Source organism: Yoonia maritima (assembly GCF_002933395.1).
In the GTDB taxonomy this organism is placed as follows: domain Bacteria; phylum Pseudomonadota; class Alphaproteobacteria; order Rhodobacterales; family Rhodobacteraceae; genus Yoonia; species Yoonia maritima_A.
Genome location: NZ_PKFN01000001.1, coordinates 1 through 16,519, shown reverse-complemented (window position 1 = coordinate 16,519; position 16,519 = coordinate 1). Strand labels below are relative to the sequence as shown.

General features: G+C 59.0%; 11 protein-coding genes and 2 pseudogenes. 11 read left to right on the top strand and 2 right to left on the bottom strand.

The window, feature by feature from the left end:
• Positions 1-11: 11 nt before the first annotated feature.
• From CYQ09_RS01105 to CYQ09_RS01055, 10 genes and pseudogenes are all read left to right on the top strand, one after another.
• Positions 12-1,943, top strand: coding sequence for a bifunctional 5-dehydro-2-deoxygluconokinase/5-dehydro-2-deoxyphosphogluconate aldolase (locus tag CYQ09_RS01105; RefSeq protein WP_106743575.1), 1,932 nt, complete (start codon positions 12-14; stop codon positions 1,941-1,943).
• A gap of 10 nt (positions 1,944-1,953) precedes the next feature.
• The gene (gene iolD / locus CYQ09_RS01100) at positions 1,954-3,810 is read left to right on the top strand and encodes a 3D-(3,5/4)-trihydroxycyclohexane-1,2-dione acylhydrolase (decyclizing) (protein WP_106743574.1); all 1,857 of its coding nucleotides are present in this window, start codon (positions 1,954-1,956) and stop codon (positions 3,808-3,810) included.
• A gap of 11 nt (positions 3,811-3,821) precedes the next feature.
• On the top strand, positions 3,822-4,733 hold the full coding sequence (iolE, locus tag CYQ09_RS01095) for a myo-inosose-2 dehydratase (RefSeq protein WP_106743573.1): 912 nt from the start codon (positions 3,822-3,824) through the stop codon (positions 4,731-4,733).
• Positions 4,734-4,746: 13 nt separating this feature from the next.
• The gene (locus CYQ09_RS01090; RefSeq protein ID WP_106743572.1) at positions 4,747-4,965 is read left to right on the top strand and encodes a hypothetical protein; all 219 of its coding nucleotides are present in this window, start codon (positions 4,747-4,749) and stop codon (positions 4,963-4,965) included.
• A gap of 1 nt (position 4,966) precedes the next feature.
• Positions 4,967-5,761 (top strand): 5-deoxy-glucuronate isomerase, encoded by a 795-nt coding sequence (gene iolB, locus CYQ09_RS01085; RefSeq protein ID WP_106743571.1) that lies wholly within the window; start codon positions 4,967-4,969, stop codon positions 5,759-5,761.
• 90 nt (positions 5,762-5,851) lie between these two features.
• Positions 5,852-6,404 (top strand): annotated as a pseudogene (locus tag CYQ09_RS01080) (IS3 family transposase); the annotation flags it as partial.
• Positions 6,405-6,888: 484 nt separating this feature from the next.
• The gene (locus CYQ09_RS01070) at positions 6,889-8,331 is read left to right on the top strand and encodes a DUF4123 domain-containing protein (RefSeq protein ID WP_106743570.1); all 1,443 of its coding nucleotides are present in this window, start codon (positions 6,889-6,891) and stop codon (positions 8,329-8,331) included.
• A gap of 7 nt (positions 8,332-8,338) precedes the next feature.
• The gene (locus CYQ09_RS01065) at positions 8,339-10,018 is read left to right on the top strand and encodes a hypothetical protein (protein ID WP_106743569.1); all 1,680 of its coding nucleotides are present in this window, start codon (positions 8,339-8,341) and stop codon (positions 10,016-10,018) included.
• Positions 10,019-10,140: 122 nt separating this feature from the next.
• Positions 10,141-10,500, top strand: a complete 360-nt coding sequence (locus tag CYQ09_RS01060; RefSeq protein WP_162617522.1) for a hypothetical protein — start codon at positions 10,141-10,143, stop codon at positions 10,498-10,500.
• A gap of 97 nt (positions 10,501-10,597) precedes the next feature.
• Positions 10,598-10,840, top strand: a pseudogene (locus CYQ09_RS01055) (transposase); the annotation flags it as partial.
• Between the two features lie 128 nt (positions 10,841-10,968).
• Here CYQ09_RS01055 and CYQ09_RS18595 read toward each other — a convergent pair.
• Positions 10,969-11,379 carry a Tex-like N-terminal domain-containing protein gene (locus tag CYQ09_RS18595; protein WP_106743567.1) on the bottom strand — a complete coding sequence of 137 codons (411 nt, stop codon included), beginning with the start codon at positions 11,377-11,379 and terminating at the stop codon, positions 10,969-10,971.
• Positions 11,380-11,768: 389 nt separating this feature from the next.
• On the opposite strand from CYQ09_RS18595, the gene CYQ09_RS01040 reads away from it, so the two are divergent.
• A complete protein-coding gene (locus CYQ09_RS01040; protein ID WP_106743565.1) occupies positions 11,769-11,996 on the top strand; it encodes a GTP-binding protein in 228 nt (75 codons plus the stop codon).
• A gap of 16 nt (positions 11,997-12,012) precedes the next feature.
• Here CYQ09_RS01040 and CYQ09_RS01035 read toward each other — a convergent pair whose 3' ends face one another.
• Positions 12,013-16,389 carry an RHS repeat-associated core domain-containing protein gene (locus tag CYQ09_RS01035; protein WP_204353889.1) on the bottom strand — a complete coding sequence of 1,459 codons (4,377 nt, stop codon included), beginning with the start codon at positions 16,387-16,389 and terminating at the stop codon, positions 12,013-12,015.
• Positions 16,390-16,519 lie beyond the last annotated feature (130 nt).

Here is a 16,519-nt window from a genome sequence, read left to right as displayed (position 1 = left end):
CAGGCAGACCCATGACCAAAGATCTTGACGTAATTACGATAGGGCGCTCCGGCGTTGATTTGTATGGTTCCCAGATTGGGGGTCGATTGGAGGACATGGGGTCTTTCGACAAGTATATCGGTGGCAGCCCTACGAACATTGCCTGCGGGACATCGCGCCTTGGACTGAAATCCGGTCTTATCAGTCGCGTGGGCGACGAACACATGGGCCGTTTTATCCGTGAACAGTTGATCCGCGAAGGCGTATGCACCGATGGTGTCGCGACCGATCCCGAACGGCTGACCGCGCTGGTGATCCTTGGCATTCGCGACGAGGACCAGTTTCCGCTAATCTTTTACCGTGAGAACTGCGCCGATATGGCGCTGTGTGAAGACGACATCGACCCCGCGTTCATTGCGCGGACGCGTGCGGTTGTCGCGACGGGCACGCACCTGTCGAACCCGCGCACTGAAGCCGCGACGCTAAAGGCGCTTGAGCTTGCGCGCACGCACGGTGCGCGCACAGCGCTCGATATCGACTACCGTCCGAACCTTTGGGGTGTTTTGGGTCATGGCGAAGGCGAAAGCCGCTTTGCCGAAAGTGCGGAAGTGACCGCCAAGCTGCTGTCTACGCTACACTATTTTGACCTGATCGTCGGCACAGAGGAAGAATTCCATATCGCGGGCGGAACCACCGATACGTTGGCTGCACTACGCAAAGTGCGCGAGCATTCGACGGCGACACTGGTGTGCAAACGCGGTGCTTTGGGCGCGGTTGCCTTTGAGGGCGCAATCCCCGAGAGCCTTGATGACGGGCAAACCGGGGAAGGGTTCCCCATCGAAGTGTTCAACGTGTTGGGCGCGGGCGATGGCTTTTTCTCGGGTTTGCTTAAGGGCTGGTTGGATTGCGCCGATGTAGACAATATCGATTGGCCGATAGCGCTCAAATACGCCAATGCCTGTGGTGCCTTTGCTGTATCGCGCCACGGCTGCACACCTGCTTACCCATCGCTGACTGAACTCGAATTTTTCCTCGAGCGCGGCGTGGTGCAAAAAGACTTGCGTAACGATCCAGCCTTAGAGCAAATCCACTGGGCGACCACACGCTACACGCGCACCACGGGCGATTGGTCTACTGTGCGCACATTTGCTTTTGACCACCGTTTGCAGCTCGAAGAGATGGAGGGCTACACGCTCGAACGTGGAGGAGCGTTCAAGGAGTTGTGCCTGAAAGCCGCGATTGACGTGCAAGGCGGACGGGACGGCTATGGCATTTTATGCGACAACCGCATCGGGCGCACAGCGCTGCATGCGGCGTCGGGGTCGGGACTGTGGATCGGGCGTCCAACCGAATTACCCGGATCACGTCCCATCGCGTTCGAGCCCGAGTTGGGCGATGATTTGGGGCAGTTCAAAGAATGGGCGCGCGAGAATGTGGTGAAGCTTTTGGTTTTCTGCCACCCTGACGATGATGCCCAAACCCGTGCTTTCCAAGAGGCCCGCGTCAAGCGGCTTTACACGGCCGCGCGCTCCAATGGCCTCGAGTTCCTGCTCGAAGTGATCCCATCCAAGGTCGGTCCTGTAGCTCCCGGTACAACCGCGACCTTGATCCGGCAATTCTATGAGGCGGGTGTTTACCCCGACTGGTGGAAGCTGGAACCGATGGCGGATGCAGAGGGCTGGACCGCCACTGTATCTGCCATCGAAGAATACGATCGCCATACACGCGGCATTGTGCTTCTTGGGCTTGATGCCCCCGAGGCGGAACTGGCCGCGTCCTTTGAAGTGGCGGCGAGATACCCGCTGGTCAGAGGCTTCGCTGTCGGCCGCACGATCTTCGGGGATGCCGCCCGTGCGTGGTTCGCAGGAGAAATGAGCGACGAGGCGGCTGTGGCACAGATGTCTGAGCGTTATGCGCGTCTATGTTCCGTTTGGGACAATTCCCGTTCGACCGCTACCGAGTAAGGAGAGAGACATGTCAAACACAATCCGGCTGACTGCCGCGCAAGCGATGATCAAATGGCTTTCGGTGCAGATGACCGATGCGGGTGAGCGCTACATCGACGGTATGTGGGCGATTTTCGGCCACGGCAATGTGGCAGGGATCGGCGAGGCGCTGCATGCCTATCAGGACGTTTTTCCGACTTGGCGCGGTCAGAACGAGCAGACCATGGCGCATGCCGCGATTGCCTATGCCAAGGGCAAAAAACGCACCCGAGCCATGGCTGTGACATCCTCTATCGGGCCGGGGTCCACGAATGTCGTGACGGCTGCCGCGCTGGCGCATGTAAACCGTCTGCCGATGCTGGTTGTGGCGGGCGATGTCTTTGCTAACCGCCGCCCCGACCCCGTCTTGCAACAGGTAGAAGACTTTGATGATGGCACCGTGTCCGCGTCCGATTGCTTCCGTCCCGTGTCGCGGTATTTCGATAGGATCACGCGGCCGGAGCATATCCTGACGGCGTTGCCACGTGCGCTTCGCGTGATGACTGATCCCGCCAATTGCGGCCCCGCGACCCTGTCGTTTTGCCAAGATGTACAGGCCGAGGCCTATGATTACCCTGTGTCGTTCTTTGAACCGCGCGTCTGGCGCATTCGTCGCCCCGCACCTGATGCGGGCGAGTTGGCGCGTGTGGCCGAGATGATCAAAGCAGCCGCCCGCCCCGTGATTATTTCCGGTGGTGGCACGATCTATTCCGAGGCCGAGGACACGCTCGCGGCCTTTGCGCTTAAACACAACATCCCTGTAGCGGAAACGCAGGCGGGTAAATCGGGCCTATCGCAAGACCACCCGATGAATTTCGGCGCGTCGGGTGTGGACGGCTCGGGGGCGGCCAATGCGGCGACTGAGGCGGCGGATTTGGTGATTGGCGTCGGTACACGGTTGCAGGATTTCACCACTGGTTCGCGCACCTTGATCCGAGACGGCGCCAAGCTCGTGTCAATCAACATCCACGGCTATGATGCGGCGAAACATGGGGCGGAAAGCCTTGTCGGCGATGCCAAGGTCGTGCTCGACCAGTTAGGCGTGTTGATTGGCAACTATAAAGCAGGGTCTGCGGATGCGGCGGCCCGCGAGGATTGGCTGCGTGCTGTCGATGCCTATTGCGCACGTCCCGACGATCAGCTGGCCAAGCCCACTGACGGGCAAGTGATCGGTGCCGTGCAACGCGGAACCACCGACACCGCGATTGCGATGTGTGCGGCGGGCACCATGCCTGGTGCGCTCAAGCTATTGTGGCAACCGTCACAGGGCGGCTACCACATGGAATACGGTTATTCGTGTATGGGCTACGAGGTTGCGGGGGCCATGGGGCTCAAGTTGGCCGAACCCCAACGCGAGGTGATCTGCTTTGTCGGCGACGGGTCCTATATGATGGCCAACTCCGAGCTGGCCACAGCTGTCATGCGGCGCATTCCCTTTACCGTGGTGCTGACGGACAACCGTGGCTATGGCTGCATCAACCGCCTGCAAACCATGGGCTGCGGCGGTGAGCCGTTCAATAACATGTACGTGGATTGCAACGTCGAGGACCAGCCCGAGATCAACTATGTGGCCCATGCCGCGTCAATGGGTGCCTATGCCGTCAAAGCCGCTGGAACGGATCAGTTGGAAGCGGAACTCAAGGCTGCCCGTTCTCGCAATATCCCTACAGTGATTGTCATTGAAACTATCGCTAAGGACTTCCCTGGAACGGGGCTGGAGACTACGGCAGGCGCGCATGGCTACTTTTGGGATGTAGCTGTCCCGCAGGTGTCAGAGCGCCAAGAACAACGCGACCGCTATGCGGAGTATATCACTCAAATTTCAGGCCAGAGCCTCGTCAACTAAGGAGCGCGCTCATGATCAAATTCGGCACCAACCCCATTGCATGGGCTAATGATGACGACCAAACGCTGGGCCAAGATATCCCCACCGAGCGTATCCTAGAAGAGGCGGGCCGCCAGATCGGGTTCGACGGGATCGAGAACGGCCACCGCTGGCCGCAAGACGACCCCGAAGCGCTGCGTGTGCTTCTAGCCGATTACGGCATGGCGTTCATATCTGGGTGGCATTCTCTCAACGTACTAACCAATTCCATCGAGGACGAAAAAGCCGCAATCCAGCCGCATCTCGACAAGCTTAAGCACAATGCTTGCACAGTTTGCATTGCCTGCGAGACGTCGAACACCATTCAGGGCGATCAAAAGCCTCTTTCAGAGCGTCCTGTATTGGATGCCGCAGGCATGAAAGATTTCGCCGAACGGGTTGAAGCCATCGCTGCACATTGTGCCGCGCAGGGCATTGATTTGGTCTATCACCACCACATGGGCACGGTCGTGCAATCCCCCGAGGACATCGACGCCTTTATGGCGGCTACGGCCGATGCGGGTGGGGCGACCAAGTTGTTATTCGATGCGGGCCACTGCTATTTCGGTGGCGGTGATCCCGAAGCGGTGCTGCGTAAACACGTGGGCCGCGTGCGCCACTTCCACGCCAAAAACGTGCGTCCTGCCGTGCGTAAGCAAGTCGAAGGCGAAGGCTGGTCGTTCATGGATGGCGTGCGCGGATCGGTCTTTACCGTTCCGGGAGATCAAGAAGGAGCGGTGGACTTTGCCCCGCTTTTGCAAATTCTCGCCGAGAGCGACTATGACGGATGGATCGTGATCGAAGCCGAACAGGACCCCAATCAGCGTAACCCGCTGTTGTATCAAACCCTTGGTCTGCATACCCTCAAGCGGATTGCCCGCGAAACGGGCCTAATGCCCGCCTAAGGAGACCACCGCGATGCTGAATGCCAATGACCCCTTCTACCGCCCTGTGTGGCGCCGCGCCGTGATCGTTGCGGTCTGTCTGGGCTGGGGGATGGTGGAATTGCTGACCGGTAGTCCGGGGTTCGCGATCATTTTCCTCGCTCTTGGCGCTTTGGCTGCCTACCGCCTTTTTTTGACCTATTCGCCCGACGCACAGACGTCATCACTCTCTGACGATCCAAAGGACGACTGATATGCCCGACCTACTCAAACGCCCCTTCGGCACACACGGTAAAGTTCATCACATCACACCTGAGAGCGCAGGTTGGCGTTACGTCGGCTTTGAACTGCTCAAACTGCGAGCGGGCGAGACATGGGCCGAGGCCACGGGCGAGACCGAAGTGATCCTCGTGATGGTCGAAGGCAAAGCCAAGATCCAAGCCGCGGGCAAGGATTGGGGCGAGTTGGGTGAGCGGATGAACGTGTTCGAAAAGACCCCGCCGCATTGTCTGTACGTTCCCAACGATACCGATTGGGCGCTTGAGACCACCACAGATGCGACCATCGCAATCTGCAAGGCACCAGGAAAATCGGGTCACGAGGCGCGCCAGATCGGCCCTGATCGGATTGAGTTGACGCAGCGCGGCGAGGGCAGCAACACACGCTTCATCAACAATATCGCTATGGAAAACGAAGACTATTGCGACAGTTTGCTTGTGACCGAAGTCTTCACCCCCGCGGGTAACTGGTCGTCCTATCCCAGTCACCGCCATGACGAAGATGACTTCCCGCGCATTACATACCTTGAAGAGACTTATTACCACCGTCTAAATCCCGCCGACGGTTTCGGCATCCAGCGCGTGTACACCGATGATCTAACACTGAACGAAACCATGGCAGTGCATGACGGCGATGTGGTCTGCGTGCCGCGCGGCCACCACCCCTGTGGCGCACCGCACGGGTTCGAGATGTACTACCTCAACGTCATGGCCGGCCCGCGCCGCGCATGGCGGTTTGTGGCCGCACCGCCCGTCGAACATTTGATGTGATGATCCTAAAACTCAAACCTCCGCCAACAACTTGACGATATCAGGCGAGGTGAATTGTAGCCATATTTGTGAAGCCATTGGGGTAATCGACTGTGTCAAATTATGGACGTTAGCCCGCGTGGCTATCGTTCCTTTTGCTCCCGGCCGTTAAGCACCAGCCAGCGTAAAGACTTGATTGTGTTGGCACATATCAGGGAACAGTTTGCCTAGTTATGGCCGCCCCAGAATGACAGAAGAACTGAAGGAGATCGGCGTCGACGTAGGACACCGTCGTGTTGGTCGTATCATGCGTGAGAGCAGTATTTGCGTTAAACGGTCAAAGAAATACAAGGTGACCACAGACAGCAACCACAAGTTCAATATTGCTCCAAACCTGTTGGATCGCGACTTCAACGCTGATAAGCCAAACCAGAAATGGGCAGGCGACATCAGCTACATCTGGACCCGCGAAGGTTGGTTGTATTTGGCTGTGATCTTGGACCTCCACTCACGCCGTGTCATTGGCTGGGCTGTCTCCAATCGCATGAAGCGTGATCTGGTAATCCGAGCCTTGGAAATGGCGATCAATCTACGCAAACCGCCTAAAGGCTGTATCCATCACACGGATCGCGGGTCGCAATATTGCTCACATGACTACCAGAAGACCGTAAGCGGTGTTTTGACCCGACCTTCCGTATTGCTGTGTGATCTGCGATTCCGCTCCTTGTAGATTTGATAGGAGTTTCTCTATGGAGATATCGGATGAGTTTCTCACAGATAGACCAAGCGTCCCATCAAGTCTCAGTCAAATCCCCAACGGGGGCTGCGCTCAAATACATCGCCAAATACTGGGACGGGTAGATCCTGTTCTTGGCCGATCCGTGCAACAACGCCATAGACATTGGCGACTTCATTGCACTCGACAACCGCCCACGCGCCGCACCCTTGCTGGCGAAGATTATAGAGGTGGGCGAAACTGCAGATTCTACGGGCGATCTAGAGCGCACGGCAAATGTCTCGCCCGTTTCGAACCCCAAAGCGTAAATATGCCTATACGGGAAATACGCCTTGTTTGGCATGGCCTCAAGTTTCATAACGAAGGCACATTTTAGTTCTACTTCACGTTACCTTATATAGGCCCGTCGCTTATGACTGCGCATGATGATTTTGATGATATCTGGACCCAGCGGACGAGTACCACGGAACAGCACCCAGAGCCGCTTTTGCAGGTAGAAACCATCGACGGCGTTGAACCGTTGGATGACCAGTTCGGGGTCGACCAACCCGCGACCGTACCGGATGCGCTTTACGAGCCGCTCTTTGGCCAGCCGGACACGACAGGTGTCACACTTGCAACTGCAGGCAATGATCTTGATAAAGTCCCGCCTCTGCAAACCTACGCAATCCTTGATGCCGCCAAGGTGGTGAGCCTACCTGAAATGTTGGAGGCTTCGGGGTTGGAACACCGCTGCCTATTTAAGGGCGCGGCATACGATGAAATGAAGAATGTGGCCCCTTGGATCGTGCGGCTGGAAGAGGGCAACAGCTTTACCCGCAATCTGTTCACGCGCTCCGACGTGCCTTGGCACATGTGGGACAGCGAACTGGGGATATATCTGCGCTCAACCCGCACGCTTGACGATATCTGGAAGCATTTTCGCAAATTCACGAGGGTGCAGGACGAGGATGAGAAGTGGTTCTACTTTCGGTTCTGGGAGCCGAACGCGTTCGTCGAGCTTGTTACACACCCAGACTCGGCGCGCCTGCTGACCCCGCCAAACGGCTGTGTTTTCCATTCTTTCTATGCATCGACAAAGGACGTGACCTACGCCATCACGCCGCCGGAACCGATGCTTGATAAGGCCAAGCCGTTCAAACTGACAACAGGCCACCGGGTTTCGTTTGATGCGTCTGTTGAAAGCAGGTTTGCGCGTGATTTTGCGGTGTCTTTGGTCAGGACCGCGCCAGTTCGCAGCAGTGTTTTAGGCGTCGAGGGTCATGATGCATTGGCGCAAATGGTGACCCGCATAATTGAGTATCTCAAGCCGTTGGGATTCACCAAACGCAGCGATCTTGGGCGCATGGCGAGTTGCGCGCTTTTCTATGGGACGCATTTTCTGCACGACCCGCGCATCGCAGGGTTAAGCCAGTATCATCTGACGGATACAAAATTAGCGTCGGGGCTGCGCGCCAAACGCTTTGAAGAGGCTTTGCATAAAGCCGTCCCGTTGGACACAATGACGGGTGCCGCCGGTATTACAAAACTGCTGTCGCACTTACGCTTTGCCTTTGAACGCAAGGGGATCACGCAAGACCATCTGATCGAAGTGTACACGCCTGAGTTCGGGTTTCATGACGCCGATACGGTGCAACGGTTTATTCAAACTTGTCAGGCGCGACAGCAGGCCAAGGCGCTTGACGATTTTGAACGTCAGATGGCGCATTACACCCTATCGGCCTTATACACGCCATATTTTCTTGATGACCCTTTGCAAGAGAGACTAATTGATATTTTTGGCGACACCAGCAAATTTGAAGAGCATTTATTGTCTGAAATTGAACATCGTATTGCAGTGTTAAAAGAGAATTAAAGAATACATGGCTGGTCGTAGTAGTGAATATGCAGCAACCCAAGATGCGGCTGCGTCCCAAAGCGGTGACGCCGTCGGTGGCGGTTGCGCCGAATGCCATACTGGCAACTGGATACACGTACGGTATGAGTATACCGAAGGCGATCCTGTCGGTGATGCCGTTTTTGTTGTGCAGGCCCCAAATGATGGGGAGCCGGGCGGAACCGTTTTGGCGGAAGGTGTCATTACCATCGGGCCTGATGCAGAGCATGACTTTGTTCATGTCGATCTAGGTGCCCATTCTGGCGCTGTCGAAGTTTTCGTTTTTGACGATCCAACTGAACCCGTACCATTTGAAGAGCCGCAACCCGTTGCAGATGAACGCAACTGGTTACAAAGTGCGGCAGACGCGGTGATGAGCGGAGCCGAATGGACGTGGGACGTCGCACAGGGCGATTTCAACGAAAACATGTCCACTGGCCAAATTATCACGAACGCGATTGTGACGGCTGTGCCAGTTGTCGATCAAGTTGCGGATGCGCGTGATTTGATTGCGAACGGGAAGGCGCTGATTTGGGATCGCCGCTATACCGAGATCGGCGTCTGGGTAGGTGTTTTTGCCTGTCTGATTGGGCTGATCCCGTCGTTAGGATCGCTTGCCAAAGGGGTGATAAAACTAGTTTGGCGCAATGCGGGTGAGGTTGGCAAGATCCTGATCTACATTAACAAAGCCCTGCATCGCACTGGTATGCGGGTCAATGGTTACCGGTTCTTGAAAAATCTGGCGGATGATCTTGCCGGACATGTTGGTTTTGTGACGCAAAAGTTCGACGAATTTCTCGACACGTGTTTGAATCGGATTCCACGCTGGACCGGCGATACGCTGCGGGCGACGATTGAACGTGTGCGCGGCATGGCAAAGGATATGTTCCCGCGTGTGGCGCAAGAAATACGCGAACGCATTCTGCGTGGTCTTGCTGGTTTCGCGTCGCGTGCTTGGCGGGTGATGCCCGGACAAGGCATTATCATCAGGCGCGCGATGCAGGCGACGCGACAGACCTATTCGGTATGGCAAGACACGATGCGCCGGATCGGTTTCGACAAAGCTGCACGCGAGGCCGGTGCCGAACCGATTGACGCGGCAACCAGTCAATTTCTGAGAAACCAAGACAGGCTTGCCGCGCAATGGGCTGAAGAACTGCTCGCCGATCCGAATTTACCGCGATATTTGCGTGACCAAGCAGAAGCATCCCCTGATTTCTTTCGCAGGCAGATGGCCACGTTTGGCAGCAAACCGCACTATGAGAGCTTTACCCCGAACCAAAGTCTGTACCGTGTGATTGATAAAGCAGATGGTCATACAGGCAGTTTTTGGAGCAAATCAATGCCACCGGATGACGAGGCCTTGTGGCGCGCACGCGATGCTGTGAAAAACGACTGGAATGAAGCTGGCGCTTTCATTCGCGCAGAGGTGCCTCCACCACCCGCAGGTTTTGTTGGAGAAATTGCGCCCCAAGCCCTCGAGAACCATCCGGGACAGATGTTGCGTGGCGGGGGTGAACAGGTCTGGCTTCCTGGTCCGCGCACGGGTGCGGTGTCGCGTGATCAAGTCAAAGACTACTGGCATACGGCGTGGAATGACCGCGCACCATCCAACCCGTCACGTGCGTCAATCCGTGCAGGCAACCCAAACGAGTGTGACCGATGAGACCGAGAATACAGTTTTTTGAATCCGCAATTGACGCATTCATGGCGTATGGTACGCTGCTACGTGCGGGCGCAGTGGCCCTGCAAAACAGGGACTTTTCGCCGGATTTGAGGATGTCTCTGATGCGCGACGATCAGGACGTTTTGCCCAACGATATTGTCGCGCGTCTGCTCGACGGTGCTGACCACGTTGATAAAGCGCCAGTGAATATCCGCAACGCGTTGTCAAAACCTGACGTTGCTGGTGCACAGCAACTTATCCGGTCACATGCCAAGTCGCTTGACCGTATTCTGGAAAATGCGCTGGATATGCAAAGCCCGCCAGACGCGCAAATTCTGCCCCCTTACCGCTATTTTTCTCCGATCATTGCAAAAATGGATCAAGTATTTCCGTTTGAGCTAAACGATCCGATAGAAACACCTCAGGTTTTGGCATTCCAGCATTATCTCGAGACTGTCGAAAATCCTTGGCGGCAACGATAAGATTTAGGTTATCAGGATCTTAAGCGATAATCCCCCCCTAAAATTAGTGGTGTTCAAAAGTGGAATTTTCTCGGCAAGATATCTGATGAGATTTACGATGAAGAACGGACGATTTAGCGACGCACAGATCATGGCAGTGTTGAAGCAGGCTGAAGGTGGTACGCCCGTTTCTGAGCTGTGCCGCGAGCATGGCATGAGCAGCGCCAGCTTCTACAAGTGGCGCACAAAGTTTGGCGGGATGGATGCGTCTTCGATCGCTGAGATGAAGGACATGGCCGAACAGAACTGTCGCCTCAAGAAGATGTATGCCGAGATGAACATGCAGAACGACCTGCTTAAGGGGTCATCGCAAGGTTTGTTCGCTGAGTAACGCCAAGGGAGAACAAATAGGGATCTAACTGGGTTGAGCACAAAATAGGGCGTAAAGTTGTGGACCTGTCCCGTTTTAGTGCCGCCCCAAGTGCTCGTTTAGGCCACTTTTCGTTCGAAGGCGACCGGACTTTTCCAGCCCAGTGCTGAGTGCCGGCGCCGTGGATTGTAGAAGCCGTTGATGTATTGGAAGATGGCTAGTTCGGCGTCTCTGCGCGTTTGCCACGACCTTCGCCAGATCAGCTCTGCTTTGATGGTTTTGAAGAACGTTTCAACGGCGGCGTTGTCGTAACAATTGCCCTTTTCCAAATCGCGCAGGTAGTCCAAACGCTCGGCTAAACGGCGCAGTTGTGCGTCATCCAACCCGCCCGTCGCTTCCTTGCGGTAGCGGGCGACGAAAGGCACAGTGTCGCCGCCATCAAGCATCGCAACTGTCGCTATGACCTGCTCAGCGCGCGCGCCAATGTCGGTCGCGATGTTATGGGCAATGCGGTCAGCGACAGGGGTCATGGTGGGTTCCTCTAGATGTTCGGAAGGCCGTGATAGCGCCGCCGCAAGTCACAGCCAAGGCCTCTCTTGGACGAATTGTGAAACACGTTGAGGACGGCCCTGAGCTGCCTTTCAGTCCCTGGCCGATCGCCGCGGTGCAGCTTCACCAGACCGGCCATTCGTGCATCGCGCAGCATTTTTCGTGGCTGAAGGTCGGCAGTGCGGGACTTTTGTGCCGTTCGATCAGTGGCGGCGAAGGTCTGCTCCCCTGCGCTTTGCAGACCTCTAAGATTGATTGCACACAGAACGCACAGCATGTGCCGCTAACGTCTTGGCTGGGTGATAGGATTGGTCCGATCCTCCATGGGTCTTTGAGGATTTTGTGCTTGCAAGTCTTGGATTAGACAGGATTGTCATCGAAGAAGGCGCCCGACTTTGAACCGGCAATCACCAAGTCCGACGTGTTGGTCATCAACAAGACGGACCTGGCGCCGCATGTCGGCGCGTCATTGGACGTCATGCGCGCGGATTCGGCGCGAATGCGTGCGGACCTGCCAGTGGTCTTTGCCTCGCTCAAGCAACGAGAAGGGGCGGACGCCGTCTTCGCCGCACTGAAAGAGGCGGCGGGGATGACGTGACGCACCGCAAGCGCGGTCAGAACGACTCGAGCCAGTCGGCGATCTTCCAGCCCAGCGTCTGGGTGTAGGCCGGTTTTGACGGATCCGCCCAAAGGCTTGTCAGTGCCTGATCGAGTTCCACCATTTCCTCGGAGATCAGGTTCGTCGGCGACAGATCTGTGCCGAGATACTCGCGAGAGGCCCAACCGATGCCTTCGTCGACGGCGCGTGTGACGCCGTAGCTGATCGAGAAGGTCGCGCCGAGCGGACCCGCGTAGCCGATCAGGTCTGCCCCGAGATCGGCGCCGGTCAGAATGCGGTCCTCGGTCGTGCGTGCGGTGGCGAAGCTGTAGACGCTGAGGCCCGTACCAAGTGGGCCGAGTGCCTCAAGCGCCACTCGTCCGCCAGCCTTCAGCCCGCCAAGCGCCCGCGCGCCGCGACCCGGATTGGGGGCGTCGGGCACGCTTGGGGCGTCGATATTGAATGTCGCATCAAATGCGTCGTCCACGTTGGCGGCCATGCGGTCCAGATCGGCTTGATCCACGCCATCGAAAAACTCGGCGGCGTCTGCGGCGCCGTTGCCGTGGAAATTCGCCATCTGGTGGAAGATTGCCTGGTCGACGGATGCGGCAGGTACCGGTGAATTGGTCGCGATCCTGGCGCGCTGTGCGTTCTCGCGCGCGTCGATGAAGGTTTCGGCGATGTCATGGCCTTGTCCTGCGCGCGAGCGGGCCTGCATGTCGCTGGTCACCGGGTTGTCCGCCCCCGGGCCGCCTCGATTGCCATGGGTCTTGTTCAGCGCCGCCTCGCGGTCGTTCCAGTAGGCGATGTCGTTCTGGTAACTGTTACCCGCGCCTCGGTTCGTATATTGCGTCGTGCCGTCCGGGCGGCGACCGACTTCGGCCAGTTGTCCGCGCGCCGCGCCGTGTTCGCGCTCGGTCAGGATTTCGGCGCGTCTGGGGTTGTCCTGATCGAGGTAGTCCGCGCGACGGCCTGTCTCGGCCGAGGACATCTGGTTGTAGACGCCAACATGGCCATATTGTCCGTTGGTCGGACCGAACGGATCAATCTGGCCGGCCGTCACTCCGTCAGGGAGGTCTCGCGCCTGTATTGGTGAGTCGAAGGCGTCGGCGTAGGCCGGGCTGCGCGCCGAGAGGTCGGCGTGAAGCTCGTCGAGGCGCGACTGTGGCAGGCCCTCCATGCCGTAGTCGCGCGGCACCATGCCGTTCTGGAACTCGGGTTGCGACAGGAGCGCCCGACGCGCGTCGCCGCTGTCGCCCCAGAGATGGGCTTCGGGCGGCAGGTCGGGCGATACCGGATTCGGCGGCGCGGCTGGCGTCGGTGTGCCGGGAATTTGCCGCATCGCATGCCCGGCCGCCGAGGCCGTATGGCTGGGCAAAACTCCGTCGCCTTCGTTCGAGGGTGCGCTTTCAGCTTCGGTTCTCGCGGGCGCGTTGGTTGTGTTGTTCGGGGTCGTCGTCGTTGCGCCGGTGCCGTTTGTCTGGGTTGGAGCCGTGTTAGCGGGCGTCGTGTTCGTTGGCGTGGTGTTGCCGGTTCCTCTCGGTGTTGTGCCGCCAGGAGGCGTTCCGGCGGAATTCGCCGGGTCGTTTCCGCCGATGGGCACGGGATCGGGCACGTTGTCGAGGGAGAAGGGCGAGTCCGAGAAAGGCGCGAACAGGCCCGGGTTCTCGGCGGCGAGTTCGTCGAACATACGTGTCACAGTGGCCGCGCCCGGATTGATCGTCGTGACCGCGATGGCACGTCCGGACTGCACCGCCTCCAGTGCCTGAGAGGGGTCGTTGAAGCCATAGAGGTTGCTGGACGAGGTGTCGAAAATGTAGACCCGCGCGCCTTGTTCCGAAGCGTGAAGCCAGCCCGACCGCGCGACGGCCTGCTGATCCGGTGTCAGGCTATTGAAGTCCACGGCGTGGCTCATCAGGTCCTGCCATTCGCGCTGCTGACGTTCGGCGTCGGTTTCCAGGCCGAGATCATCACGGTAGGTCAAAGGGTTGTCGTGGGCGTAGGCGTATTGGTTCGGACCATCGCCGATGCCCAGCGGGTCCGGGCTGATCCAGCGGCAAAGCCAAGGCGCGAAGTAGCGGAACGGGAAGGCGACGAAGCCGGTGACGTCGTCGCGTTCGCGCGCGGCAAAGCGGTGCTGGCGGGGCAGCAGGTCGCGCACATTGTCGCCCGCGACAAAGACGGTTTCGCCGAAGGGCGCATGTTCTTCGTAGGATACCACTTGACCAGCGCCGTCGAGGACCAGTTGAATGTGCCCTCCCGCGACCTGGACCGAATATCGGATAGCCGTGGTGCCATCGGCATCGACCTCGCGGTTCTGGGTATCGCGGACCCAGTGGTGGACGATGCCCAGCACCCGGTTGCCGTGGAGTGCGTCGGACGTATGGCGCTCGAACAATTCGACCGCGCCACGTCTGCGCCGCGTGATCCGGCAGCCGCCGAGATAGCGGGTCTCAATGATCAGCCGCTCACCGCCGACGTCGCGTTCCTCGACCTTGCGGGCGCGTTGGCCGCTGGAATCGTAGACGTAGTATTCCGCGTCGTCGATGCCGCCGGGCCGAGCGATGACAGTAGCCGATGCGAGCTGGTCGAAGGACGACCACGTCATGCTTTCGAGGTGATCGAGGTGGTTCAGCCGCCCCGCGGCGTCGTAGACGCCCGCCGGGTTCGGTCGGGGTGCGCCGCCCGGTCCGTCGCGGGTTATGCTGCGATTGCTGTCGTCGGCGACCCACATCGTCCGCGTGAAGTTCCCCGCCGCCGAGATGTGGCGCATTTCTTCGAGGTTGTTCGCTGCGTCCCAGCGATAAGTGCGCCGATACTGCCTTAGCATCTGGCCATCGTTCAGCGAAATCCGGTTCGCCCCGCCGACCAGTCCCGGCATCCGCCCCTGCGTGCCCCGCATCGACAGCGCCATATGTGTCCAGCCTGTCGCCTCGGTCAGACGATAGAGCGCGTCGTAGACAAAGCGCTCTGCCTCTTGCCCCGGTGGCGCTGCGGGCAGGTTGTTCAGGATGTGTGACCGCGTGCGATTGCGGCGGAACGTCAGATTGCCGACTGGGTCGTAGGCATAGTCCAGCTCAGCGAGCGTCGCCGCACCACGGCGCGTGACCTGACGCGACAGGCGGCCAGTATCGGCCTCGTAGCCCAGAGTCGATACCGTGCCATTTCCGAAACGCTCTTCGATACGGTCGGCGCGGGCGTCGTCGGTCGCGCCCTGGAAAAACGTCTCGTCCACTGCGCCGTTCGCGGCCAAAACGCGAATCGACGCGATCGCGCTACCGACGTCGTAGACGGTCCGGTGCTCGCTGCCGTCGGCGCGTTGCTCGACCAGCTTGCGGCCAAGCGCGTCGTAGGTGACGGCGGTGTGGAAGGTCTCGGCCTCCAGCTGGGGCGCGGCGGCCCAGTCGATTTCGGTGCGATAGGTTTGCGCGAAGCGGCGGGCGGTTTCCAGCGTGCGACCGGTGTGATCGTAGCGCAATGTTTCGCGCAGTCCCGCCTGGTCTCGGGTCTCGACGAGCCTTCCGACGGTGTTCCGGCTTGCGGCGGCCGCGCTTGCGGGCTCGTAGCGGTGACGCTCGAGCGTGCGGAGGCCGCCGCCGCCCGGACCTTCGGCCCGAACCTCGGTCAGGCGCCCGGCGGCGTCGCGGGTATTGACGATGTGGGTTCCGCTGGCATGCCAGACGTGGGTGATCTGCTGGAGCGTATCTGTGAGCGTCAAGGTCGTTCCGGCGTCGGCGGTCGTTTCCACGATAGGGACGCCCTGCATGTCTCGCACGTAGTTCGCGTTTTCGACTTGCGCTGCGGGCGGGCGGCCCGCGTTTGCAGCGAACTGACGGGCATCGGTCAGCGACTGTGTTCTGCCCATTGCGTCGTAGGCCAGGTGCATCCGTGCCCGCGGCGCGCCCGCAACCGTGAGCGTGTCGGTCAGGAATTGGCGGCCCTTTGCGTCGAGGTGCGCCGTGATCGGCGTGTCATTGTGGGCGCGTGCGGTGTTTATGGCGTCGACGGTGGCCGGGTTTGCGATTTCGCCTGCGGGCAGGCGCTCGGTAAAGGCTCGGGAGCGCTCGATGGTATCATTCTCGTCAAAAGTCACTAATGTCCAAGGCGTCCGGCGTGCCTCGGTCATGAACCCGGCGGGCGTTTCCGAGCCGTTGAGGCGGCCCATCGGATCGTAGTGCATCGTCGTGGCGCGACCAACGGCGTCGAACAGTGCCAGCGGTTCGAACCCAGCACCGACAGTGTGAAGCTGAGCGTAGCTGCGCAGTGTCAAGCCCTTGTCGTTGGGCACCTCACGCCCGACGACGCGCCAGCGGTCGGCGGTGTTGGCGACCTCTTCGACGACGCCTGCGGGCGTGCGGCGGAAAGCGGCACCTGGCGCGACGCGGCGCTTCATCTGGGCGGTCTGGCCGGTGCCGGCAATGTGGTTGACGACAATTTCGATCGGCGCGTTGGGGTCGCCGCCCGCATGACGGGAACGGGTGAACCGCGCCGTCGCGGCGGGTGGCGCGGTGGCCGGGGCTCCA